The organism is Pseudomonas sp. RA_5y_Pfl1_P24 (genome assembly GCF_963970945.1).
Classification (GTDB): Bacteria; Pseudomonadota; Gammaproteobacteria; order Pseudomonadales; family Pseudomonadaceae; genus Aquipseudomonas; species Aquipseudomonas tritici.
The window spans coordinates 332,843-354,972 of sequence record NZ_CAXAOJ010000006.1; the positions used below are offsets into that span (position 1 = coordinate 332,843).

23 protein-coding genes are annotated in these 22,130 nt (G+C 58.6%); 7 read left to right on the forward strand and 16 right to left on the reverse strand.

Annotated features, from left to right (window positions below; genetic code table 11):
• Positions 1 to 31: 31 nt before the first annotated feature.
• Complete coding sequence (locus AACY30_RS12655) at positions 32 to 709, reverse strand: response regulator transcription factor (RefSeq protein WP_339418109.1); 678 nt, start codon at positions 707 to 709, stop codon at positions 32 to 34.
• Positions 710 to 834: 125 nt separating this feature from the next.
• On the opposite strand from AACY30_RS12655, the gene AACY30_RS12660 reads away from it, so the two are divergent.
• The 5 genes from AACY30_RS12660 to pdeM are packed head-to-tail and all read left to right on the forward strand — an operon-like array spanning position 835 to position 6,731.
• Positions 835 to 1,221, forward strand: coding sequence for a GtrA family protein (locus AACY30_RS12660; protein WP_339540414.1), 387 nt, complete (start codon positions 835 to 837; stop codon positions 1,219 to 1,221).
• The gene (locus AACY30_RS12665; RefSeq protein WP_339540415.1) at positions 1,193 to 2,128 is read left to right on the forward strand and encodes a glycosyltransferase family 2 protein; all 936 of its coding nucleotides are present in this window, start codon (positions 1,193 to 1,195) and stop codon (positions 2,126 to 2,128) included. The genes AACY30_RS12660 and AACY30_RS12665 overlap by 29 nt, the downstream gene beginning before the upstream one ends.
• Before the next feature lie 23 nt (positions 2,129 to 2,151).
• Complete coding sequence (locus tag AACY30_RS12670) at positions 2,152 to 3,543, forward strand: ArnT family glycosyltransferase (RefSeq protein WP_339540416.1); 1,392 nt, start codon at positions 2,152 to 2,154, stop codon at positions 3,541 to 3,543.
• Positions 3,544 to 3,600: 57 nt separating this feature from the next.
• Complete coding sequence (locus tag AACY30_RS12675) at positions 3,601 to 6,081, forward strand: ligase-associated DNA damage response DEXH box helicase (protein WP_339540417.1); 2,481 nt, start codon at positions 3,601 to 3,603, stop codon at positions 6,079 to 6,081.
• Positions 6,081 to 6,731, forward strand: coding sequence for a ligase-associated DNA damage response endonuclease PdeM (gene pdeM / locus AACY30_RS12680; RefSeq protein ID WP_339469480.1), 651 nt, complete (start codon positions 6,081 to 6,083; stop codon positions 6,729 to 6,731). Before AACY30_RS12675 ends, pdeM begins: the two co-directional genes overlap by 1 nt.
• A 15-nt stretch (positions 6,732 to 6,746) precedes the next feature.
• On the opposite strand, the gene AACY30_RS12685 is transcribed toward pdeM, so the two are convergent.
• Complete coding sequence (locus tag AACY30_RS12685) at positions 6,747 to 6,947, reverse strand: hypothetical protein (RefSeq protein ID WP_049709645.1); 201 nt, start codon at positions 6,945 to 6,947, stop codon at positions 6,747 to 6,749.
• Positions 6,948 to 7,055: 108 nt separating this feature from the next.
• A complete protein-coding gene (dcd, locus tag AACY30_RS12690; protein ID WP_010212421.1) occupies positions 7,056 to 7,622 on the reverse strand; it encodes a dCTP deaminase in 567 nt (188 codons plus the stop codon).
• A gap of 387 nt (positions 7,623 to 8,009) precedes the next feature.
• Here dcd and AACY30_RS12695 point away from each other — a divergent pair, with 387 nt between their 5' ends.
• Positions 8,010 to 8,219 (forward strand): cold-shock protein, encoded by a 210-nt coding sequence (locus tag AACY30_RS12695; RefSeq protein ID WP_002554837.1) that lies wholly within the window; start codon positions 8,010 to 8,012, stop codon positions 8,217 to 8,219.
• Between the two features lie 221 nt (positions 8,220 to 8,440).
• On the opposite strand, the gene rpoS is transcribed toward AACY30_RS12695, so the two are convergent.
• From rpoS to AACY30_RS12735, 8 genes are all read right to left on the reverse strand, one after another.
• Positions 8,441 to 9,445 carry an RNA polymerase sigma factor RpoS gene (gene rpoS / locus AACY30_RS12700; RefSeq protein ID WP_025855149.1) on the reverse strand — a complete coding sequence of 335 codons (1,005 nt, stop codon included), beginning with the start codon at positions 9,443 to 9,445 and terminating at the stop codon, positions 8,441 to 8,443.
• Between the two features lie 106 nt (positions 9,446 to 9,551).
• On the reverse strand, positions 9,552 to 10,388 hold the full coding sequence (locus AACY30_RS12705) for a peptidoglycan DD-metalloendopeptidase family protein (protein ID WP_339418297.1): 837 nt from the start codon (positions 10,386 to 10,388) through the stop codon (positions 9,552 to 9,554).
• 207 nt (positions 10,389 to 10,595) lie between these two features.
• Positions 10,596 to 11,231 carry a protein-L-isoaspartate(D-aspartate) O-methyltransferase gene (locus AACY30_RS12710; protein ID WP_010563544.1) on the reverse strand — a complete coding sequence of 212 codons (636 nt, stop codon included), beginning with the start codon at positions 11,229 to 11,231 and terminating at the stop codon, positions 10,596 to 10,598.
• A gap of 41 nt (positions 11,232 to 11,272) precedes the next feature.
• Positions 11,273 to 12,022: a 5'/3'-nucleotidase SurE gene (gene surE, locus AACY30_RS12715; RefSeq protein ID WP_339418117.1), complete on the reverse strand. Its 750-nt coding sequence runs from the start codon at positions 12,020 to 12,022 to the stop codon at positions 11,273 to 11,275.
• Complete coding sequence (truD, locus tag AACY30_RS12720; protein WP_065890103.1) at positions 12,010 to 13,068, reverse strand: tRNA pseudouridine(13) synthase TruD; 1,059 nt, start codon at positions 13,066 to 13,068, stop codon at positions 12,010 to 12,012. The genes surE and truD overlap by 13 nt, the downstream gene beginning before the upstream one ends.
• Complete coding sequence (gene ispF / locus AACY30_RS12725; RefSeq protein ID WP_025855145.1) at positions 13,065 to 13,538, reverse strand: 2-C-methyl-D-erythritol 2,4-cyclodiphosphate synthase; 474 nt, start codon at positions 13,536 to 13,538, stop codon at positions 13,065 to 13,067. Before ispF ends, truD begins: the two co-directional genes overlap by 4 nt.
• A gap of 54 nt (positions 13,539 to 13,592) precedes the next feature.
• On the reverse strand, positions 13,593 to 14,438 hold the full coding sequence (gene fghA, locus AACY30_RS12730; protein ID WP_445261427.1) for an S-formylglutathione hydrolase: 846 nt from the start codon (positions 14,436 to 14,438) through the stop codon (positions 13,593 to 13,595).
• 88 nt (positions 14,439 to 14,526) lie between these two features.
• The gene (locus tag AACY30_RS12735) at positions 14,527 to 15,639 is read right to left on the reverse strand and encodes an S-(hydroxymethyl)glutathione dehydrogenase/class III alcohol dehydrogenase (protein WP_065880066.1); all 1,113 of its coding nucleotides are present in this window, start codon (positions 15,637 to 15,639) and stop codon (positions 14,527 to 14,529) included.
• A 109-nt stretch (positions 15,640 to 15,748) separates the two neighbouring features.
• On the opposite strand from AACY30_RS12735, the gene AACY30_RS12740 reads away from it, so the two are divergent.
• On the forward strand, positions 15,749 to 16,645 hold the full coding sequence (locus AACY30_RS12740) for a LysR substrate-binding domain-containing protein (protein ID WP_339418121.1): 897 nt from the start codon (positions 15,749 to 15,751) through the stop codon (positions 16,643 to 16,645).
• A gap of 122 nt (positions 16,646 to 16,767) precedes the next feature.
• On the opposite strand, the gene ispD is transcribed toward AACY30_RS12740, so the two are convergent.
• The 5 genes from ispD to AACY30_RS12765 form a co-directional block, all read right to left on the reverse strand.
• Positions 16,768 to 17,475 carry a 2-C-methyl-D-erythritol 4-phosphate cytidylyltransferase gene (gene ispD / locus AACY30_RS12745; protein WP_339540418.1) on the reverse strand — a complete coding sequence of 236 codons (708 nt, stop codon included), beginning with the start codon at positions 17,473 to 17,475 and terminating at the stop codon, positions 16,768 to 16,770.
• Positions 17,472 to 17,750 carry a cell division protein FtsB gene (gene ftsB / locus AACY30_RS12750; RefSeq protein ID WP_339418126.1) on the reverse strand — a complete coding sequence of 93 codons (279 nt, stop codon included), beginning with the start codon at positions 17,748 to 17,750 and terminating at the stop codon, positions 17,472 to 17,474. The genes ispD and ftsB overlap by 4 nt, the downstream gene beginning before the upstream one ends.
• 183 nt (positions 17,751 to 17,933) lie before the next feature.
• The gene (gene eno / locus AACY30_RS12755; RefSeq protein WP_065872435.1) at positions 17,934 to 19,223 is read right to left on the reverse strand and encodes a phosphopyruvate hydratase; all 1,290 of its coding nucleotides are present in this window, start codon (positions 19,221 to 19,223) and stop codon (positions 17,934 to 17,936) included.
• Positions 19,224 to 19,380: 157 nt separating this feature from the next.
• Positions 19,381 to 20,226 carry a 3-deoxy-8-phosphooctulonate synthase gene (gene kdsA, locus AACY30_RS12760; protein ID WP_339540419.1) on the reverse strand — a complete coding sequence of 282 codons (846 nt, stop codon included), beginning with the start codon at positions 20,224 to 20,226 and terminating at the stop codon, positions 19,381 to 19,383.
• A 5-nt stretch (positions 20,227 to 20,231) separates the two neighbouring features.
• The gene (locus AACY30_RS12765) at positions 20,232 to 21,863 is read right to left on the reverse strand and encodes a CTP synthase (RefSeq protein WP_339427097.1); all 1,632 of its coding nucleotides are present in this window, start codon (positions 21,861 to 21,863) and stop codon (positions 20,232 to 20,234) included.
• Positions 21,864 to 22,130 lie beyond the last annotated feature (267 nt).

The following is a 22,130-nucleotide window of genomic DNA, read 5'->3' on the forward strand; positions in this document are numbered from 1 at the left end:
CAGTGCAGAGAGGATTCGCGCAAAAAAGGAATCAGTAAGGAATCGCAAGACGATAGCCCTTACCGTGAACCGTGCGGATCAGTTCGTTACCGTATGGCTTGCCCAGGGCTTGGCGCAGCCGGTAGATATACGTGCGCAGTGCATCACTGTCTGGCGGATCACCCTCTGGCCACAACGCGGCCTCCAGTTTGCGCCGGCTGACGGGCTCCGGTGCCCCATCGGCAAGCAGGTTCAGCAAGGTGAATTGGAGGGCGGGCAACACCGTCATGACGCCGTTGTGACGCAACGCCTGCGAGACCGGATCAATCACCAGGTCGCCCAGTTGTTTGACACCGCGTGGCTGGCGCGGGGAGCCCCGGCGGATCAGCGCGCGGATACGCCATAGCAACTCTTGAGGCTCAAAGGGTTTGACCAGGTAATCGTCGCCGCCTGCGTCGTAACCCTCTTGTTTATCGGGCAGTGCGTCGCGTGCCGTCAGGAATATAACGGGCGTGTGGTTCTGCTCGCACCGCAACTGGCGACAGGTGTCAAAACCACTCATGCGAGGCATTGCCACATCCATGACGATGAGGTCGTATTCATGGTGCTGGACACGCTCCAGGCAACTTCGCCCATCGCGGGCGAAATCTACATCGAAACCAAATTCACCGAGATAATCCCCCAACGAACCCGCCAACGCATGATCATCTTCAACTAGTAATATTTCCATCAGGACAAACTCCAAATTCTTACAAGCAACTAAGAACATCCCTTCAGCAAACAGATAAAACCCGACAGCAAATATCGTTTCGCGACGTTACATTTGATTCACACTTCATCTTATACATTCTTGTCATGCAAAAATTACTTCGATTGTTCATCCCTTATCTGGGCGCAGGCTTCTTCGCGACACTGGTGCATTTCGTAGTGTTCGTCTGCGTGCTGCCTTACTACGGCCCAACACCATCCGCTTTTTGTGCAGCCATTGCGGGGGCGCTGGTCGCCTATTGCCTGTCCAGGCATTGGGTATTTGGACAGCGAGACTGCAATAGAGGGCGATTTTTCATAACGGCCACCCGTCAGGTTTTATCTAACACGCTTATTGTCACGCTACTGATCCACTGGGGCGTACCTGCACAACTTTCACAGCTCATGACAATGGTAGCCGTGACCCTTCAAGGTTTTACGATTAATTACCTCTGGGTATTCAAACATGACAGCAAACGCGAACCTCTTCAGTGAGCCCTTGCCTGCCACGAAACTTACAATACTGGTGCCTTGCTATAACGAGCAGTGCGTAATAATTCAATTCCATTCGCGCCTGATGGCCATCATTGACCGCGTAAAAATCCGCACTGAAGTGTTCTACATCAATGACGGCAGTCAAGACCAGACAGCGGCTATGATCGATCAATTTTCTCAGGACCCGCGTGTCAGGTGTCTGCACTTGAGTCGCAACTTCGGCAAAGAAGCGGCCATGCGCGCAGGCATCAACGACATAGACGGCGGCGCAGTAATCATCATGGACTGCGACCTGCAACACCCACCGGAGTTGATCCCGCTCATGGTGCAGGAATGGCACAAGGGCTATGAGGTCGTGAACATGCAGCGACGTTCGCGGCACTGCGATTCCTGGATAAAACGCACGGCCGCAAGGCTCTATTACGCCACGCTGGACCAACTGATCGACGATTTCGAAGTCCCCCAGCAAGTCAGTGATTTCAGACTGATAGGGCCCAACGCTCTCGCAGCCATTCGCGCCATGGACGACAACGCCGGCGTATTGAAACTGCTGGTCAGTTGGCTCGGCTACCCAAGTACCGAAGTGAACTACGACCGCAAGCCACGCCAAGCGGGCACAGCCAAGTGGACGCCGTTGTCATTGCTGGACCTGTGTGCGGACTCGATTCTTGCTTTCTCTACTCGCCCGCTGCGCCTGTACAGCTACTTGAGTGCCATGAGCTTTCTGGTTGGCTCACTGTGGGTTGCAGTCACCGCGACATTCGGTGAACTGACCCATGCGCATCTGCTGGTGCAATCAATTCTGTTGTTGTGCCTGGGTACCGCCGTGGTCGGCGAGTATGTCGGTCGGGTGCTGACGGTGGTGAGCCCCAGGCCCCACTCCCTGCATAAGCGCGATCAATCTTGAATCCCTTCATAAAGGCTGACGGCATGAATCATTCCGCGTCCATGCGTTTGCTCTGGGGCATCCTGTTCACGGTGCTGCTGGCGCGCCTGGTCACACTCGGGCTCTATCCAATCATGGATACCTCGGAGGCCCGCTATGCCGAAATCGCCCGAAAAATGCTCGTTTCCAATGACTGGATCACGCCGATGTTCGATCACGGTGTGCCGTTCTGGGGCAAGCCGCCTTTGTCATTCTGGCTACAGGCCCTGAGCATGAAAGTGTTCGGCATCAACGAGTTCTCCAGCCGTTTTTCAACCTGGCTGCTGCATGTCGCCAGCTGCGCGCTGATCGTGCACTTCGCCTGCCGCGAGCGCAGCCTGCGAGTCGGGCTGACGGCAGCGATTATCTACTCGACTTGCACACTCGGGTTCCTTTCCAGCGGTGCTGTGTTGACCGACGGCGCATTGGCGTTCGCCCTTTTGCTCGCCCACCTGGGCGTGTGGCGCGGTTTGATGCACGGTGACCGCAGGTGGGCCATGGCGGGATTTCTCGGGCTTGGCCTGGGCCTGCTCGCAAAAGGCCCGCTGGCGCTTGTGTTGCTGGCGATGCCCGCGTCAATCTGGCTGGCGCTTACCGGCCATTGGCGGCGATTGCTGGGGCTGCCATGGTTGCCGGGGTTGGCACTGATGCTCGCCGTGGCCATGCCCTGGTATTGGCTGGCCGAACTGAAAACCCCGGGTTTTCTGGAGTACTTCATCGTCGGCGAACATTTCAGTCGCTACGTCATCAGCAAATGGCAAGGCGATCTATACGGCAGCCCGCATGCGCAACCCTTGGCGATGATTTGGGGGAACCTGCTGGGCGGGCTTTTGCCCTGGGCGCTGTTTTTACCGATGCTGGTCAAGCTGCGCGGGCAATTTGAAGGTCAGCGGGAGTACTTGATCTTTGTACTGGGGTGGGCTGTTTCAGCGCCCTTGTTCTTTACCATGTCCACCAACATTCTCTGGACCTACGTACTGCCCGCGCTGCCAGCCTGGGGGTTATTACTGGCTGAGGTGCTGTGCCGCAAAATACGCGGTACCGTCATCGCAGCCATGGCGTTGGCCTTGCCACTACTGGGCTACATCTTGATCATCAGCGGCGAGGTTGCCGACCGCCCACAAAACCAGAAAAACATGGTTGCGCTTTGGAAAGCGCAACAAGCCGCTGCGCCCGGCGACTTGATCTACCTGGGCTCACGCTCCTATTCGGCCGAGTTCTATAGCCGCGGCTGGGCACGGCACACCAAAAGCCCACAACAACTGCCGCTGTCGAAAGACTTTTACCTGATCCGACGCAAAAACAACCAGCAACCGCTGCCGCCTACCTTGACCTGCAACGCAGTGGCCCAGGCCAATACCTACCAATTGCATTACTGTCGTGCTGCACCCGGTTAAACCTTTGGCAGGCGTTAAGGGTCTGTGCAATAAGCCCTTCAGAGCGTCAGCGCCCGCATGGCAAAACCTCTCGACTTCGCCCGGCAATGGTTCACCGCCAAAGGCTGGAAGCCGTTCGCCTTTCAAAAAGAAGTCTGGGCGGCGGTCAAGGAAGGCCGATCGGGTTTGCTGCACGCCAGCACCGGCGCCGGTAAAACCTATGCACTGTGGTTTGCCGCGCTCAATCGCTTCGCCATCACGCGCCCAGCGGCAACCGGTAAACGCAAACCGCCGGTTGAACCGCTGACGGTGCTGTGGATCACGCCCATGCGTGCGTTGGCCGCCGACACCGCCCGCGCTCTTGAAGCGCCGCTCGAGGCGTTACAGATTCCCTGGCGTGTCGGCCTGCGCACCGGCGATACCAGCAGCAGCGAACGCGCACGGCAGACCCGCCGCTTGCCCACCGCACTGGTCACCACTCCGGAAAGCCTGACGTTAATGCTCGCCCGCGCCGATAGCGAAGCCAGCCTGGGAAACCTGCGTATGGTGGTCGTGGATGAGTGGCACGAACTGATCGGTAATAAACGCGGCGTGCAACTGCAACTGGCGCTGGCACGCTTGCGGCGCTGGCATCCAGAGTTGATGGTGTGGGGTATTTCGGCAACTTTGGGTAATCAGTCTCACGCGTTGGAAGTACTGGTCCCACAGGGTGACGGGATCAATGTGCAGGGGCTAACGACCAAGCAGTTGATCATCGACACGTTATTGCCACCCGTTACAGAACGTTTTCCCTGGGCCGGGCATATCGGCTTGAAGATGCTGCCCCAAGTGGTGGCCGAGGTGGAAAGCAGCAGCAGTTGCCTGGTCTTTACCAACACGCGAGCGCAATCGGAAATCTGGTACCAGGCATTGCTTGATGCCCGTCCCGATTGGGCCGGGGTGATTGCCCTGCACCATGGTTCGCTGTCGCGAGAGACCCGTGACTGGGTGGAGCGGGCGTTGAAAGACGGCCAGCTCAAGGCGGTAGTGTGTACGTCAAGCCTGGACCTGGGGGTGGATTTCCTGCCGGTGGAGCGCGTACTGCAGATCGGCTCGGCCAAAGGCGTGGCCCGCCTGATGCAACGCGCGGGTCGCTCGGGACACGCGCCGGGGCGGCCCTCGCGGGTGACATTGGTGCCGACTCATAGCCTGGAGTTGGTGGAGGCCGCAGCGGCGCAGGATGCGATTGCGCAGCGGCGCATTGAAGCGCGCGAGTCGCCGCACAAATCGTTGGATGTACTCGTCCAGCATCTTGTCAGCATGGCATTGGGCGGTGGCTTTACACCGCAAGCGCTGCTGGCCGAGGTACGCGGCGCCTGGGCTTATCGCGATCTGACGGATGAAGACTGGGCCTGGGCGCTGGGATTTGTGCGCCATGGTGGCCTTTCGTTGACGGCTTATCCGGATTACCGTCGTGTAGAGCCGGACGAGCACGGCATCTGGCGCGTCCCGGACGCAAGGCTGGCACGTCGGCATCGCATGAGCGTCGGCACCATCGTCAGTGACGCGAGCATCCAATTGAAGTTCTGGAGCAAGGGCGGCGGCGGCAAAAACCTCGGCAGCGTCGAGGAAGGTTTTATTGCGCGGCTCAAGCCGGGGGATGGTTTCCTGTTCGCCGGGCGCTTGCTGGAGCTGGTGCGGGTCGAAAACATGACCGCCTATGTACGCCGCAGCACCGCGAAAAAAGCCGCTGTGCCGCGCTGGAATGGTGGGCGCATGCCGCTTTCCAATGAGCTGGCCCAGGCCGTCGTCGTGCGCTTGGATGAAGCGGCCCAGGGACACTTCGAAGGGCCGGAGATGCAGGCGGTGCAAACCGTCTTGAAAACACAGTTGCGCTGGTCCGGCTTGCCGACGCGCGCGCATTTGCTGGCTGAAGCCCTGAAATCGAGGGAGGGATGGCACCTGTTCCTCTACCCCTTCGCCGGACGCCAGGTGCACCTGGGGCTGGCGAGTGTGTTGGCGTGGCGGGTCAGCCGAGGGCAGCCGGTCACCTTCTCCATTGCGGTGAATGATTACGGGCTGGAGTTGTTGAGTGCCACCCAATTGGATTGGCCGGCGCTGTTGAACGACGCGCTGCTGAGTTCTGAAAACCTGCTGGATGATGTGGTGGCCAGCCTGAATGCCGCGGAGCTGGCCCTGCGCCGTTTCCGTGAAATCGCACGGATAGCCGGGCTGGTGTTCGCCGGTTACCCTGGCGCGCCGAAAAGTACCCGACAGGTGCAGGCGTCCAGCGGGTTGTTCTTTGAGGTGTTCAAGCAATATGACCCGCAGAACCTGCTGCTGACCCAGGCGGGGGAAGAAGTCCTGCGTGATGAGTTGGATATTCGCCGGCTAGAAGAGACATTACGTCATCTGTCGGCGCTGAAACTGGACCTGCATGAGATCGAACGGCCTACGCCGCTGGCCTTTCCCCTGCTGGTTGAGCGGATGCGCGAAAGCATGAGTTCGGAAAAACTCTCTGAGCGCATTGCGCGGATGGTCAAGGACCTGGAAAAAGTCGCGGATAACGGGAAGCGCTGATGGTTTGTTCGGTAATGCTAGAGGGAGAAGATTTGTGGTTGCTGGCAGACAAGGCCGTCTATTGGCCTGCGCGTCAGTGCCTGTTGATTGCAGATGCGCATTTCGGCAAGGCGTCGGCGTATCGAAGCCTGGGGCAACCGGTGCCGCAGGGAACCACGACCGAGAATTTGCAACGACTGGATCGGTTGCTATCGACGCTACCGTGTGCACAGATGATCTTTCTAGGTGATTTCCTGCACGGTCCAGGCTCTCATGCCAGCGGCACGCTGAGCGCACTGAGAACCTGGCGAGCACGCCATCCTGACCTGCCTATGACCTTGATTCGAGGCAATCACGATAAACGTGCGGGTGACCCGCCTGCGGATCTGAGGATCGAGGTTGTTGCGCAGCCGCTGCTGATGGCCCCGTTTGCACTGCAACACGAACCGGATGCCCATGCGACCCACCATGTATTGGCAGGGCACGTGCATCCTGTGTATCGCTTGCGCGGCAAGGGACGGCAAAGTTTGCGCCTACCGTGCTTTCAGATCGGGACGCAGGTCAGCTTGCTGCCGGCGTTTGGCGCGTTTACCGGTGGCTTTGCCGTGGAACAGGCCAATGACCGCCGAATATTTGTCATCGGCGACCATCAAGTTTGGCCAGTACATTGACTGGCTGACGAGGTGTCAGGCTACAGGCGCGGGAGGCGGCTCATCTGGAACAGTGGGCGAGCCCGGTTCTTCAATGGGCTGCGGGGAATCCGGGTCTGGCTGGCCGGGAATACCACCCGCATACGCAGGGTCGGCCATCAGGGACCAGGCCAGAACGCCAATCTGGTTGGGTTCAAGCCGGGCAATTTCTGCGCTGATTCGCGGGTCGATCTTCATAAAGTACTCCTCAAGCGTGGCTCGACGCGTTTTACACGCGCCGAGGCAGTACACCTAGATAGAGTCACTTTCTTCAGACTAATTCCCTTTACGCGTAAGACCTTTCTATCAAGCGCGTGGGAGAGTGACGCCGCGCTGGCCCTGATACTTGCCCGCGCGATCTTTATAGGACACTTCACAGGCCTCGTCAGACTGCAGGAACAGCATCTGCGCCACGCCTTCGTTGGCGTAGATTTTCGCCGGTAGCGTCGTGGTGTTGGAGAATTCCAGGGTCACGTGGCCTTCCCACTCAGGCTCAAGCGGAGTCACGTTGACGATAATGCCGCAGCGCGCGTAGGTACTTTTACCCAGGCAGATGGTCAGCACGTCGCGGGGGATACGGAAGAACTCCACGGTGCGCGCCAGGGCGAAGGAGTTCGGAGGGATGATGCACACGTCGCTCTTGACGTCGACGAAGCTCTTTTCGTCGAAGTTCTTTGGATCGACGATGGCCGAGTTGATGTTGGTGAACACCTTGAATTCATCGGCACAACGCACGTCGTATCCATAGCTGGAAACGCCGTAGGAAATCACCGGGGCATCGCCTTGGCCGCGGATCTGCCGCTCGACGAACGGTTCGATCATGCCGTGCTCTTGCGCCATGCGGCGAATCCACTTATCCGATTTGATGCTCATGGCGGTGTCCTGAATAGCGAGGTGAAAAATCTGTTGGGCATCTTACCGGGGCCGGCGTTGGGGTTCAAAGGCCACGGGACTTTTCTTAAAAAAAACGCCGGTTGCTTACACGTCGTAGCCAACGGCGCCGGGCCCCCTATAGCTGTGGGAGGCGAATAGAAATACCACCACCAGTCACGAAAATAGAGAAACCTTCGGAAATATCATTGGCACGTCCGAGAAAAACAGTTAAGGTGACGTCACTGTGTTGCTTGTGTCACTGAGAATCTCTACACGATATGTTGAATTTCGATCCAACCATCTCCAAGAATTTTTCCTGCTCTTTGCACTCAGTCTCGGCCAGGGCTTTTCCTGAGTCGCAGTTAACTTTGTTCAAGGAGTTACACCATGTCTAATCGCCAAACTGGTACCGTTAAGTGGTTCAACGATGAAAAAGGCTTCGGCTTCATCACTCCACAATCCGGTGACGACCTGTTCGTTCACTTCAAAGCTATCCAATCCGACGGCTTCAAAAGCCTGAAAGAAGGCCAACAGGTTTCTTTCATCGCTACCCGCGGTCAGAAAGGCATGCAAGCTGAAGAAGTTCAAGTTATCTAACTTGTACTGACTTAGTCAAAAAGACCTCGCCCTTAAAAGCGGGGTTTTTTTATGCCTGGGATTTCATGCCCATGACTCTGCGTGAAGTAGCAGCTGTCGAGCCTTCGCGAGGTAGCGTTAACGGTACCTCGCGAAGGCTCGGCAGCTGCTACGGCAGCAGAAAGCAAAACGCCCGGCGCACTCTCATGCACCGGGCGCTTTAATAGCTGCATTAGGCGTCGTTACTGGAACAACGACTCACTCGACAGGCCATTCTTCTCCAGGATCTCGCGCAAGCGCTTGAGCCCTTCCACCTGGATCTGCCGCACCCGCTCACGGGTCAGACCGATCTCCAGACCTACGTCTTCCAGGGTGCTGCTCTCATGGCCACGCAGGCCGAAGCGGCGAATCACCACTTCACGCTGCTTGTCCGTGAGCTCAGACAGCCACTGGTCAATGCTCTGGGAAAGATCATCGTCCTGCAACAGCTCACAAGGATCCGTAGGGCGATCATCCGTCAGGGTGTCCAGCAGGGTTTTATCCGAATCCGGACCCAACGAGACGTCGACCGAAGACACGCGCTCGTTAAGACCAAGCATGCGCTTGACCTCCCCTACCGGTTTTTCCAGCAGGTTGGCGATTTCTTCAGGCGAAGGTTCATGATCGAGTTTTTGGGTAAGCTCACGCGCTGCCCGCAGGTAGACGTTGAGCTCCTTGACCACATGGATCGGCAACCGGATCGTGCGAGTCTGATTCATGATCGCCCGTTCGATGGTCTGACGAATCCACCAAGTGGCATAGGTCGAAAAGCGGAAGCCCCGCTCAGGGTCGAATTTCTCTACCGCCCGGATCAAGCCAAGGTTGCCCTCCTCGATCAAGTCCAGCAAGGACAGCCCACGATTGACATAGCGTCGGGCGATTTTCACCACCAGGCGCAGGTTGCTTTCAATCATGCGCTTGCGCCCAGCCGGATCGCCCTTTTGCGACAAGCGCGCAAAATGGACTTCTTCTTCGGGGGTAAGCAGAGGGGAAAAGCCGATTTCATTGAGATACAACTGGGTCGCATCGAGCGCCCGCGTGTAGTCAATGTATTTGTGTTGCTTTAACGCGGTGGAGTTCTTGGATTTGGTGCGAACTGAAGGTACAGCAGGTCCCTCATTCGACATCGATTCCGTAGCAATGCCGGTCTCCATAAGGAGAACCTCATCGTCGATGTCAAACTCCGGCGCTTCTTTACTGAGAGCCATTGTTATAGTCCTTTGGTGAGTTCGACCTCAAGCTCAAGCGGCGCCTTTATCCTTGGCAACGCTGGAGCCTGTTCCTTCTACGTGAGGGAACAGGCTGTGCAACATATCAACGACGGGGTAAGAATTGCAGCGGATCTACAGGCTTCCCTTGTCGGCGAATCTCAAAGTGCAGTTTCACCCGGTCCGTACCAGTTGACCCCATTTCGGCAATTGTCTGTCCGACTTTGACCTGCTGCCCCTCCCGAACCAACAGCCTACGGTTATGACCGTAAGCACTAACGTAGGTATCGCTGTGCTTGATGATGATCAGCTCGCCGTAGCCCCGTAAACCACTCCCGGCGTATACAACCGTCCCATCAGACGCAGCTAAAACAGGCTGTCCCAAATCTCCGGCGATATCAATGCCTTTATTCAAACTACCGTTTGAAGAGAATTTTCCAATCAACACGCCGTTTGAAGGCCATCCCCAACCGGTCGGCGAAGGCCCTGCAGGTGGCAACGGCGCGGGTGCCGGCTTGTTCGCAGAGGCAGGCGCCGCAGTACCGGCAGGCCGGGTGAAGACGGTAGTTTTGCTTGAGGACGACGGCGAAGAACCACTCTTTGTCACGACTGCCGTAGGCGTTGAACCCGTGCGACCGTCGAAGCGAATCGTCTGACCCGGATGTATCGTGTAAGGCACAGGAATATTGTTACGCGCTGCGAGGGCCTTGTAGTCCCAACCATAACGGAAGGCGATCGAAAACATCGTATCGCCCTTTCGCACCACATATTGCCCGGTGGTTACCGTCGGCCTTTGCGGTGCCGCATTATTACGATCAACCACCCGCGCGCCGCCGCTTGGCGAGCTGGAGCACCCTACCAACACAGAACTGAAGACGAGGCCAAGCACCAGTCGATGAAAGCTTGTTTTACTCATACGCTGCGCAAGACCTGTGAGACTCACCCGCCGCTCCCTTTGTGCTGGCTGAACATGAACGCCTGTATCAGGCTTGAAATATGACGCAAGTATAACTGGGCATTGGAGTTTTACCGGCACACGTCTGAAACGAATCGTCCAGCGTGTTGAATCGTCGCGCCAGTGATATTGATTCAATAGACCCCGCCGTAAGACACATCCCCGCCAGCAGAATTCACCGCCGGAAAAAATTGATCAGGCCAGCGGGCCATTGAGCAGCGGTACAAAACGAACAGCGCCCAGTACATGCCGTGAAAAACCTTCGTCCTCACGGATAATGAGCATCAATTGTTGCACTTCACCGGAGCCGACCGGAATCACCAGGCGCCCACCGGGGGCGAGTTGATCGAGCAGCGCTTGCGGAACATCGGTGGCCACTGCAGTAACAATGATGCCGTTGTACGGTGCCAGTGCCGGCCAACCTTCCCAGCCATCGCCCCAGCGAAACACCACGTTGCGCAGGTTCAACTCCACCAGGCGCTCCTTGGCGCGGTCTTGCAGCACCTTGATGCGCTCCACCGAGAACACCCGCTCCACCAACTGCGCCAGCACGGCGGTCTGGTAGCCGGAGCCCGTACCGATTTCCAGCACCTTGTCCAACGGCCCCGCGGCCAGCAGCAGCTCGCTCATGCGCGCCACCATGTAAGGCTGGGAAATGGTCTGGTTATGGCCGATGGGCAGCGCCGTGTCTTCATAGGCACGGTGGGCCAGGGCTTCATCGACAAACAGATGGCGAGGCGTGCGCCGGATCACTTCCAGCACCTGGGCGTTGGACAAGCCCTCTTCGTACAGGCGCTGTATCAGGCGTTCGCGGGTACGCTGGGAAGTCATCCCGATGCCCCGGCGCAGCAAGTCGTCTTGTTCACGGCCCATCAGCGCAGCCCCTCCAGCCAGCCATCGAGACCACTGAAGGCATCACTGAAGGTGCGATCAAATTGCAATGGGGTAATCGATACATAACCTTGCATCACCGCATGAAAGTCCGTGCCCGGGCCGCCATCTTCGGCGTCACCCGCTGCAGCGATCCAATAGCCTTCCTTGCCGCGCGGATCAATTACCTTCAACGGCGCCGCCGCGCGGGCGCGATGGCCCAGGCGCGTGAGCTGGATGCCGCGAATATGATCAAGGGGCAAGTTGGGAATATTGACGTTGAGCACCGTGCGCGGCGGCAAGTCCAGGGAGCCATGGGCCTCTACCAGCTTGCGCGCGAAATAGGCCGCGGTCGGCAGGTTATCCAATTGGCGCGAGGCAAACGAAAAGGCGAACGCGGTTTGCCCCAGGAAACGCCCTTCAAGGGCTGCCGCCACGGTACCGGAATACAGCACGTCATCCCCCAGGTTCGCACCAAGATTGATGCCCGACACCACCAGGTCCGGCTGCGGATCCAACAGGCTGTTGATCGCCAGGTGGACGCAGTCGGTAGGCGTGCCGTTCACGCTGATAAAGCCATTGGCCAGGACCTGCGGGTGCAGCGGACGGTCGAGCGTCAACGAACTGCTGGCGCCGCTCTTGTCCTGGTCGGGGGCAACCACCACGCACTCGGCATAATCTTCCAGCGCAGCATAGAGCGCGGCAAGACCAGGTGCGGTGGCACCGTCATCGTTTGATATCAGAATACGCATGGGTTGTCCGTCTGCCCCACCGGCACCAGATCAACAAGCTCGCGCACCAAGACAGTGGCGAAACATCCGGCCGGCAGGACGAATTCCAATTGCAGAATGTCCAGCGAGGGATAATGCCACGTCAAACCGCCAATGGGCAGTCGCAGAATGCGACGTTCCTGGCTCATGCCGGCATTCACCAGCCAATCGCGCAGGTCGGCTTCACCGGCGGCGACCGCCTGTTCCAGCTCGAAGGTCGCGCCACTGGCGGGTGAGTCACCTTCCCCCCACTGCGGCCCGGTCGGGTGCAGGTCCAGAATGGCCAGGCGCGGGTCACTGCATTCCGCCTCCCCCGCCGGGAAAAAGCTGCGGCTGTCAGTAAACGCCAACAGGTCGCCGACCTGCGCGCGCTGCCAGGAACCGTCGGCCACACGCGCCGCCAGCACCTTGTTGAACAGGTAGCTGCGCGCCGTCGACAGCAGCCGTGAACGCACGTTGCGCTGTTCCGGCAAAGCCTTGCGTGCGGCCCACTCGCGGGCGTCAACCACGTTGCCACCATTGTGACCAAAACGCTGGGCACCGAAATAGTTGGGGATGCCCTGCTGTGCAATCAATTGCAAACGCGCGTCGATGGCGGCGGTATCACCGGCCAGTTGGGTCAGGCGCAAGGTGAAACCATTGGCCGAATGTGCGCCGCGCTGCAATTTGCGTTTATGACGGGCGGTCTTGAGAACCTTGAGGCTGTCGTTTTCCGCAGCGCTCATGTCCGGATCGGCTTTGCCTGGCAACTGCACGCTGAACCATTGGCGGGTCAACGCCTGGCGATCCTTGAGCCCGGCATAGCTGACAGTGCGCAACGGCACGCCGGCCGCCTTGGCGATACGCCGCGCGGCTTCTTCTGTATTGAGGCCACGCTTCTCAACCCACAACCACAGGTGCTCACCCTCGCCGGTCAGCGGGATATCCAGCACCTCATCAACCTGGAAGTCTTCAGCGGTCGCCTTCAGGACCGCGCTGCCCAAGGCCTCGCCATAGGCCCGTGGCCCCAGCAATTGCAGATCATTCATGCGCGCAGCAACAAGGCAACGGAGTGCACGGCGATGCCCTCTTCACGACCGGTGAACCCGAGCTTTTCGGTGGTGGTAGCTTTCACGTTCACTTGATCCAATTCAATGTGCAGGTCTGCGGCAATCAGTGCGCGCATCGATTCAATATGGGGCGCCATTTTTGGCGCCTGGGCCACGATGGTGTTGTCGACGTTGCCGACCTTCCAGCCTTTGGCATGGATCAGGCCAACCACATGGCGCAGCAATACACGGCTGTCCGCGCCCTTGAAGGTCGGGTCGGTGTCCGGAAAGTGCTTGCCGATATCGCCCAACGCCGCCGCGCCGAGCAAGGCATCGCTCAAGGCATGCAACACAACGTCGCCATCGGAATGAGCCAGCAACCCATGGTGGTGCGCAATGCGCACGCCGCCCAGGGTGATGAAATCGCCTTCAGCGAAACGGTGCACATCGTAGCCGTGGCCAATACGCATATAAAAACGCCCCGATTTAATTCAGGGCGTGATTCTACCTACTTTTGCCTCACATTAACCGAGCAAAGCACGACCATGGTGTCGCAAATGGTCTTCGATGAAGCTGGCGATAAAGAAGTAACTGTGGTCGTAGCCAGGTTGCAGCCGCAGTTCCAACGGATGGTTGGCTGCCTTGGCCGCTTGCTGCAGGGCTTCAGGCTTGAGTTGCACGGCAAGGAAATCGTCGCGATCACCTTGGTCCACCAGCAGTGGCAGCTTTTCCGCGGCTTCGCTGATCAGCACGCAGGCATCCCACTCGCGCCATTTCGAACGCTCTTCGCCCAGGTAGCGGGAAAAAGCCTTCAGGCCCCATGGGCAGTCCATCGGGTTGCTGATCGGCGAAAACGCCGACACCGACAGGTAACGCCCAGGATTGCGCAACGCACACACCAGTGCACCGTGGCCACCCATGGAGTGACCGCTGATGCCACGTTTATCTGACGCCGGGAAATGCGCTTCAACCAACGCAGGCAATTCCTTCACCACGTAGTCATGCATCCGATAGTGCTTGGCCCAGGGTTCCTGCGTGGCATTCAGATAGAAGCCGGCGCCAAGGCCAAAATCCCAGGCGTTATCGGGATCACCCGGAACACCCGGCCCACGAGGGCTGGTGTCCGGCGCCACGATGATCAACCCCAGCTCGGCGGCCATGCGCTGCGCGCCGGCCTTCTGCATGAAGTTCTCATCGGTGCAGGTGAGACCGGACAGCCAGTACAGCACCGGCAACTTACCGCCCTGCTCCGCTTGCGGCGGCAGGTAGACGGCGAAGGTCATGTCGCAGCCGAGCACGTGGGAGCTGTGTTTGTAGCGTTTATGCCAGCCACCAAAACTCTTCTGGCAGGAAATATTTTCCAAGGTCATGGGAATGCTCCCAGCTAGAAGCTACAAGCTCCAAGCTGCAAGTAAGGCGCGCTCACTTGCAGCGTGTGGCTTGTCGCTTGCCGCTGCTTCAAAAATGAATGACGGTACGAATGCTCTTGCCTTCATGCATCAGGTCAAACGCTTTGTTGATGTCTTCCAGGCCCATGGTATGGGTGATGAAGGTGTCCAGCGGGATCTCGCCGGTCTGGGCCATTTCCACGTAGCTTGGCAGCTCAGTACGACCGCGCACGCCACCGAAGGCCGAACCGCGCCAGACGCGACCGGTCACCAGTTGGAAGGGACGCGTGGCGATTTCCTGACCCGCACCGGCCACGCCGATGATCACCGACTCACCCCAACCTTTGTGGCAGCACTCGAGGGCAGCGCGCATCAGTTGAACGTTGCCGATGCATTCAAAGGAGAAGTCCACACCGCCATCGGTCAGGTCGACAATCACGTCCTGGATCGGGCGGTCGTAGTCTTTCGGGTTGATGCAGTCGGTCGCACCCAACTGTTTGGCGATCTCAAACTTGGCCGGGTTGATGTCAATGGCGATGATGCGGCCAGCCTTGGCCTTGACTGCACCGATGACGGCCGACAGGCCGATACCGCCAAGACCGAAGATGGCCACGGTGTCGCCCGGCTTGACCTTGGCGGTGTTGATCACCGCGCCGATGCCGGTGGTGACGCCGCAACCCAACAGGCAGACTTTTTCCAGTGGCGCTTCTTTAGGAATCTTGGCCACGGAAATTTCCGGCAACACGGTGTACTCGGAGAAAGTCGAGGTGCCCATGTAGTGGAAAATCGGCTGGCCCTTGTAGGAAAACCGCGTGGTGCCATCCGGCATCAAGCCTTTGCCCTGAGTGGAGCGAATGGCCTGGCAAAGATTGGTCTTGCCCGACAGGCAGAATTTGCACTGGCCGCATTCCGGGGTGTACAGCGGGATCACGTGATCGCCGACGGCTACGGAGGTCACGCCTTCGCCGATCGCTTCAACCACTGCACCACCTTCATGGCCGAGGATCGACGGGAAGATACCTTCCGGGTCGGCGCCCGACAGCGTGTAGGCGTCGGTATGGCATACACCGGACGCGACCACGCGCAACAGCACCTCGCCAGCCTTGGGCATGGCGACATCCACTTCAACAATCTCAAGGGGCTTCTTGGCTTCGAAGGCTACGGCGGCGCGGGACTTGATCATCCGGGTTTCTCCATGGAGTTGAATACTGAGACGGTGAGTGTAAAACATGGCTAGCTGATTAATAATCCAAGCGAAAGCAAAACTTTATTGCTGTACAGGGATAATCACCGTGCTTGAAAACCGCTGGGAAGGCATCGATGAATTTGTCGCAGTGGCCGAATGCAGCCAATTCACTGCGGCAGCGGAACGCCTGGGCGTCTCTTCGTCGCATATCAGCCGGCAGGTGGCGCGCCTGGAAGAACGCCTGCAAACGCGGTTGCTGTATCGCAGCACGCGCAAGGTCACCTTGACGGAAGCCGGCCAGACCTTTCTGCAACATTGCCAACGTTTGCAGGACGGGCGCGAAGAAGCCCTGCGTGCGGTGGGTGACCTCACCAGCGAACCCAAAGGCATGTTGCGCATGACCTGCGCCGTGGCCTACGGCGAGCGGTTTATCGTGCCGTTGGTAACGCGGTTCATGGGCCTCTACCCGCAGTTGCGCGTGGATATCGAGCTGAGCAACCGTCAACTAGACCTAGTGCACGAGGGCCTGGATCTGGCGATTCGCCTGGGCCGTTTGCAGGATTCGCGCATGGTCGCCAGCAGGCTGGCGCCGAGGCGCATGTACCTGTGCGCGTCGCCGTCCTACCTGGCGCGGTATGGTCGGCCACATAGTTTGTCGGAATTGAGTCGGCATAACTGCTTGATTGGTAGCTCGGATATCTGGCAACTGGCCCAGGACGGGCGCGAATTTTCCCAGCGGGTGCAGGGAAACTGGCGCTGCAACAGTGGGCAAGCGGTATTGGATGCGGCGTTACAGGGCGTCGGGTTGTGCCAGTTGCCGGATTATTACGCACTGGAGCACTTGCACAGTGGCGCGCTGGTGTCGCTGCTGGAGGCGCATCAGCCGCCGAATACAGCGGTGTGGGCGCTGTATCCGCAGCAGCGGCATTTGTCGCCGAAGGTCAGGAAGTTGGTGGATTACTTGAAGGAAGGGTTGGCTGAGAGGCCGGAGTACAGCCAGTAATTATTGGCTGTTTGTGCCGGTCTCTTCGCAGGCAAGCCAGCGCCTACATTTGACCGCGTTTATCCTGTTGGAACGCGGCAAATGTGGGCTTGCTCGCGAAAGGGTCGACTCGGTGCAACTGACTACCGGCGATTAGCCCACCTCAACCTGAGCCACTCCAGATCTTCCGGCCGCGTCACCTTGATATTGTCCGACCGCCCTTCGATCAGCCGCGGCGCCTGGCCGGACCATTCCATGGCAGAGGCTTCATCGGTGATGACGGCGTCCGCCACCAGGCTGTCAGCCAAAGCACGATGCAGCGGACCCAGACGGAACATCTGCGGCGTGTAGGCTTGCCAGATCAGGCTACGGTCGACGGTTTCGACGACACGCCCATGCTTATCGACTCGCTTGAGGGTGTCACGTGCTGGCACGGCCAGCAGACCGCCCACCAGGTCGTCCGCCAGTTCAATCAGCAGTTTGTCGAGGTCATCGCGACTCAGGTTCGGCCGCGCCGCATCGTGCACCAGCACCCAATCATCATCACTGGCCCCCAAAGCGTTCAGCTGCAACAGCGCGTTGAGCACCGAACCGGAACGCTCCAAATCGCCGTCCGCACGGTGAATTCGCGGGTCCATGGCACACGCCAGGGTAGGCCAATACGGATCATCAACAGCTAGACTGACCATCAGCCCCTTGAGCGAAGGATGGTCGAGAAAACAGCCAAGGCTGTGTTCGAGAATGGTGCGTCCGCCCAGTTGCAGGTACTGCTTGGGACGGTCCGCGGCCATGCGGGCACCGATGCCCGCGGCAGGAATCACGGCCCAGAAGGCCGGCAAGCTGTTGGTCATTGGGCCAACTGGTAGAGGGTTTCGCCCTCCTTGACCATGCCCAACTCATGACGAGCCCGCTCTTCAACGGTCTCGGTACCCTTTTTCAGCTCAAGCACTTCCGCATAAAGGACACGGTTACGCTCCAGCAGGACTTCGTTTTCGGCGCGCTGTGCAGCGATTTGCTCGGCCAGGTCTTTTACCTGCGCAAAGCTGCCATTACCGACCCATAGGCGGTACTGCAGGCCAGCCAGCAACAAGAGCAAGACGAGAAACAACCAATTGGGACTGCGCATCGAAATCCGGGTATCCAGTGAAAAAAGACAGCCATGCAAAACTTTTAAAGTAACTGATAGCACGAAGCCTGGAAAAACCAGGCTTGTGCTTGATAGCCATCAGATTAGCGTCGAAACCCACACTGTCGTGAGTTTTCCGACGCAATCCGTCAGCTTTTTACCATGCTTTACCATCAAGAGCGATCAGCCGCGAAACTCGCCGCGACCGTTGTACTTGGCTTTGCCGGCCAGTTGCTCTTCGATACGCAGCAATTGGTTGTACTTGGAAACGCGGTCGGAACGGCACAGAGAACCGGTCTTGATCTGGCCCGCCGAGGTGCCCACGGCCAGGTCGGCAATGGTCGAATCTTCGGTTTCGCCGGAGCGGTGCGAGATCACGGCAGTGTAGCCCGCTGCCTTGGCCATCTGGATGGCTTCCAGGGTTTCGGTCAGGGTGCCGATCTGGTTGAACTTGATCAGGATCGAGTTGGCGATCTTTTTATCGATGCCCTCTTTCAGGATCTTGGTGTTGGTGACGAACAGGTCGTCACCCACCAGCTGGGTTTTCTCGCCGATCTTGTCGGTGAGGATTTTCCAGCCATCCCAGTCGGACTCGTCCAGGCCATCTTCGATCGAGATGATCGGGTAACGCTCGGTCAAGCCTTTGAGGTAGTCAGCAAAACCTTCGGAGTTGAACACCTGGCCTTCGCCGGACAGGTTGTATTTACCGTCCTCGTAGAACTCACTGGCCGCGCAATCCAGCGCCAGGGTCACGTCGGTGCCCAGCTTGTAGCCAGCGTTGGCTACCGCTTCGGAGATCACTTTGAGTGCATCTTCGTTGGACGCCAGGTTCGGTGCAAAACCACCTTCGTCACCCACGGCAGTGCTCAGGCCACGGGCCTTCAGCACAGCTTTGAGGTGATGGAAAATCTCGGTGCCCATGCGCAGGCCTTCGGAGAAGGTCTTGGCGCCGACCGGCTGCACCATGAATTCCTGAATGTCGACGTTGTTATCGGCGTGCTCGCCACCGTTGATGATGTTCATCATCGGTACCGGCATCGAGTAAACGCCCGGGGTGCCGTTCAAGTTGGCAATGTGTGCGTACAGCGGCAGGTCCTGGTCCTGGGCAGCAGCCTTGGCAGCAGCCAGGGACACGGCGAGGATGGCGTTGGCGCCCAGGCTGCCTTTATTTTCGGTGCCGTCGAGCTTGATCATCGCGTGGTCTAGGGCTTTCTGGTCCAGCGGGTCTTTGCCCAGTAACAGGTCACGGATCGGGCCGTTGATGTTGGCTACAGCCTTGAGTACACCCTTGCCCAGGTAACGGCTCTTGTCGCCATCACGCAGTTCCAGCGCTTCGCGCGAACCGGTGGAAGCACCGGACGGCGCGCAGGCGCTGCCGATGATGCCGTTATCGAGAAGCACGTCGGCTTCGACGGTGGGGTTGCCACGGGAGTCGAGAACTTCACGACCTTTGATGTCGACGATTTTTGCCATTGTTGTAAACACTCCAAAGTTGACGAAAACGACGCAGCTGAAGGAAATCTTTTGACCGACCGCAAGGGTGGAACAACGGGGCAGGCTTGCAGGCGACATGGCTCAGGCCCGCAGGCCTGAGCGTAAAGCGTGGGAAAGTCTACCGGAGAAATGGCGCTTACGCGGTCTCTACCGTCGGAAAACTCTTGACCAGTTCGTCCAGCTGCTTGAGCTGGGCCAGGAATGGCTCCAGTTTGTCCAGGCGCAGGGCGCACGGACCGTCGCATTTGGCGTTGTCCGGGTCCGGGTGGGCTTCGAGGAACAGGCCCGCCAAAGACTGGCTGATGCCAGCCTTGGCCAGGTCCAGCACCTGGGCACGACGCCCGCCCGCGGAATCAGCGCGACCACCGGGCATTTGCAGCGCGTGGGTCACGTCGAAGAACACCGGGTATTCGAACTGTTTCATGATGCCGAAACCGAGCATGTCCACCACGAGGTTGTTGTAGCCGAAGCTAGAACCGCGCTCGCAGAGGATCAACTGGTCGTTACCCGCTTCGACGCACTTGCTCAGGATGTGTTTCATTTCCTGGGGCGCGAGGAACTGGGCTTTCTTGATATTGATCACAGTACCGGTCTTGGCCATCGCGACAACCAAGTCGGTCTGGCGCGACAGGAAGGCCGGCAACTGGATGATGTCGCACACCTCGGCGACCACGGCAGCCTGTTCAGGCTCGTGGACGTCAGTGATGATCGGTACGCCGAAGGCTTGCTTGATGTCCTGGAAGATCCGCATGCCTTCTTCAAGGCCCGGGCCGCGATAGGAGGTCACGGACGAACGGTTGGCCTTGTCGAAGCTGGCTTTGAACACGTAAGGGATACCCAGTTTTTGGGTCACCTTCACGTACTCTTCACAGACCTGCATCGCCATGTCGCGGCTTTCCAGCACGTTCATGCCGCCAAACAGCACCATGGGCTTGTCGTTGGCAATCTCGATGTCGCCTACGCGAATGATCTTCTGGGCCATCAGGGTTACGCCTTCTTCTGATGTTGCGTCAGTGCTGCTTTAACGAAACCACTGAACAACGGGTGACCGTCGCGCGGCGTCGAGGTGAACTCCGGGTGGAACTGGCACGCCACGAACCATGGATGATCCGGTGCCTCGACCACTTCAACCAGCGCGCCATCACCGGAGCGACCGGAGATTTTCAGGCCGGCCTCTTTGATTTGTGGCAGCAGGTTGTTGTTCACTTCGTAGCGGTGGCGGTGACGCTCGACGATCACATCCTTGCCGTAGCAATCGTGAACCAGCGAACCCGGCTCCAGCAGGCAGTCCTGCGCGCCAAGGCGCATGGTGCCACCAAGGTCGGAGGCTTCGGTACGGGTCTCGACGGCACCTGTGGCATCTTCCCACTCGGTGATCAGGCCCACGACCGGGTGACCGCTCTTGCTGTCGAACTCGGTGGAGTTGGCGTCTTTCCAGCCCAACACGTTACGGGCGAACTCGATAACGGCCACTTGCATGCCCAGGCAGATACCCAGGTACGGCACCTTGTTTTCACGAGCGTATTGCACGGCAGTGATCTTGCCTTCCACGCCGCGCAGGCCGAAACCGCCCGGTACGAGGATCGCGTCGACACCTTCGAGCAGCGCAGTGCCCTGGTTCTCGATGTCTTCGGAATCGATGTAGCGCAGGTTGACCTTGGTACGGTTGCTGATGCCGGCGTGACTCATCGCTTCGATCAGCGACTTGTACGCGTCCAGCAGCTCCATATACTTGCCGACCATGGCGATGGTGACTTCGTGCTCAGGGTTGAGCTTGGCGTCGACCACGGCTTCCCACTCGGACAGGTCCGCGCTGTTGCATTGCAGGCCGAAACGCTCGACCACAAAATCGTCCAGGCCTTGCGAGTGCAGGATGCCCGGGATCTTGTAGATGGTGTCGGCGTCTTCCAGCGCGATCACCGCACGTTCTTCAACGTTGGTGAATTGCGCGATCTTGCGACGCGAGGAAATGTCGATCGGGTGATCGGAGCGGCACACCAGCACATCCGGCTGCAGGCCGATGGAACGCAGTTCCTTGACCGAGTGCTGGGTAGGCTTGGTTTTGGTTTCGCCGGCGGTAGCGATGTACGGCACCAGGGTCAGGTGCATCAGCATCGCGCGCTTGGCGCCGACTTCGAAACGCAGCTGGCGGATGGCTTCGAGGAACGGTTGGGACTCGATGTCACCGACGGTGCCACCAATCTCGACCATCGCCACGTCGGCATCGCCTGCACCCTTGATGATGCGACGCTTGATTTCGTCGGTGATGTGCGGGATCACCTGGATGGTTGCACCCAGGTAGTCACCACGGCGCTCCTTGCGCAGCACGTGCTCGTAGACACGGCCGGTGGTGAAGTTGTTGTTCTGGGTCATGGTCGTGCGGATGAACCGCTCGTAGTGGCCCAGGTCCAGGTCGGTCTCGGCGCCGTCGTGAGTGACGAACACTTCACCGTGCTGGAACGGGCTCATGGTGCCCGGGTCGACGTTGATGTACGGGTCCAGCTTGAGCATGGTGACCTTAAGTCCCCGCGCCTCCAGGATGGCCGCCAATGAAGCGGAGGCAATGCCTTTCCCCAATGAAGAAACAACACCGCCCGTGACGAATATGTAGCGCGTCATGAAAAACCCTAGAAGTCTGCGTTAAAGCGGTCCGAACCGCCGGGGAGAGCGAAGAGAGGCCGAAGCCCCCGATCACCTGCATTAATCACAGTGCACCTTTCAAAAAAACCGCCGCGTGATGACAGACCGGCAATGAAACACCAGTACGTTGATCGCTACACATTTTTTGGAATCGCCCAGCAAAGACTGCTTGGTAATCGGCAACTGCTGCGATTCAGGCGAATCCACAGAAGTTGTATCAAGAAGGGAGCGTAGTCTACCGGAAAG

Bases quoted from the DNA above. Each gene is read 5' to 3' on its own strand.
- AACY30_RS12655 (WP_339418109.1), bottom strand. From the start codon at position 709: ATGGAAATATTACTAGTTGAAGATGATCATGCGTTGGCGGGTTCGTTG.
- AACY30_RS12660 (WP_339540414.1), top strand. From the start codon at position 835: ATGCAAAAATTACTTCGATTGTTCATCCCTTATCTGGGCGCAGGCTTC.
- AACY30_RS12665 (WP_339540415.1), top strand. From the start codon at position 1,193: ATGACAGCAAACGCGAACCTCTTCAGTGAGCCCTTGCCTGCCACGAAA.
- AACY30_RS12670 (WP_339540416.1), top strand. From the start codon at position 2,152: ATGAATCATTCCGCGTCCATGCGTTTGCTCTGGGGCATCCTGTTCACG.
- AACY30_RS12675 (WP_339540417.1), top strand. From the start codon at position 3,601: ATGGCAAAACCTCTCGACTTCGCCCGGCAATGGTTCACCGCCAAAGGC.
- pdeM (WP_339469480.1), top strand. From the start codon at position 6,081: ATGGTTTGTTCGGTAATGCTAGAGGGAGAAGATTTGTGGTTGCTGGCA.
- AACY30_RS12685 (WP_049709645.1), bottom strand. From the start codon at position 6,947: ATGAAGATCGACCCGCGAATCAGCGCAGAAATTGCCCGGCTTGAACCC.
- dcd (WP_010212421.1), bottom strand. From the start codon at position 7,622: ATGAGCATCAAATCGGATAAGTGGATTCGCCGCATGGCGCAAGAGCAC.
- AACY30_RS12695 (WP_002554837.1), top strand. From the start codon at position 8,010: ATGTCTAATCGCCAAACTGGTACCGTTAAGTGGTTCAACGATGAAAAA.
- rpoS (WP_025855149.1), bottom strand. From the start codon at position 9,445: ATGGCTCTCAGTAAAGAAGCGCCGGAGTTTGACATCGACGATGAGGTT.
- AACY30_RS12710 (WP_010563544.1), bottom strand. From the start codon at position 11,231: ATGACTTCCCAGCGTACCCGCGAACGCCTGATACAGCGCCTGTACGAA.
- surE (WP_339418117.1), bottom strand. From the start codon at position 12,022: ATGCGTATTCTGATATCAAACGATGACGGTGCCACCGCACCTGGTCTT.
- truD (WP_065890103.1), bottom strand. From the start codon at position 13,068: ATGAATGATCTGCAATTGCTGGGGCCACGGGCCTATGGCGAGGCCTTG.
- ispF (WP_025855145.1), bottom strand. From the start codon at position 13,538: ATGCGTATTGGCCACGGCTACGATGTGCACCGTTTCGCTGAAGGCGAT.
- fghA (WP_445261427.1), bottom strand. From the start codon at position 14,438: ATGACCTTGGAAAATATTTCCTGCCAGAAGAGTTTTGGTGGCTGGCAT.
- AACY30_RS12735 (WP_065880066.1), bottom strand. From the start codon at position 15,639: ATGATCAAGTCCCGCGCCGCCGTAGCCTTCGAAGCCAAGAAGCCCCTT.
- ispD (WP_339540418.1), bottom strand. From the start codon at position 17,475: ATGACCAACAGCTTGCCGGCCTTCTGGGCCGTGATTCCTGCCGCGGGC.
- ftsB (WP_339418126.1), bottom strand. From the start codon at position 17,750: ATGCGCAGTCCCAATTGGTTGTTTCTCGTCTTGCTCTTGTTGCTGGCT.
- eno (WP_065872435.1), bottom strand. From the start codon at position 19,223: ATGGCAAAAATCGTCGACATCAAAGGTCGTGAAGTTCTCGACTCCCGT.
- kdsA (WP_339540419.1), bottom strand. From the start codon at position 20,226: ATGGCCCAGAAGATCATTCGCGTAGGCGACATCGAGATTGCCAACGAC.
- AACY30_RS12765 (WP_339427097.1), bottom strand. From the start codon at position 21,863: ATGACGCGCTACATATTCGTCACGGGCGGTGTTGTTTCTTCATTGGGG.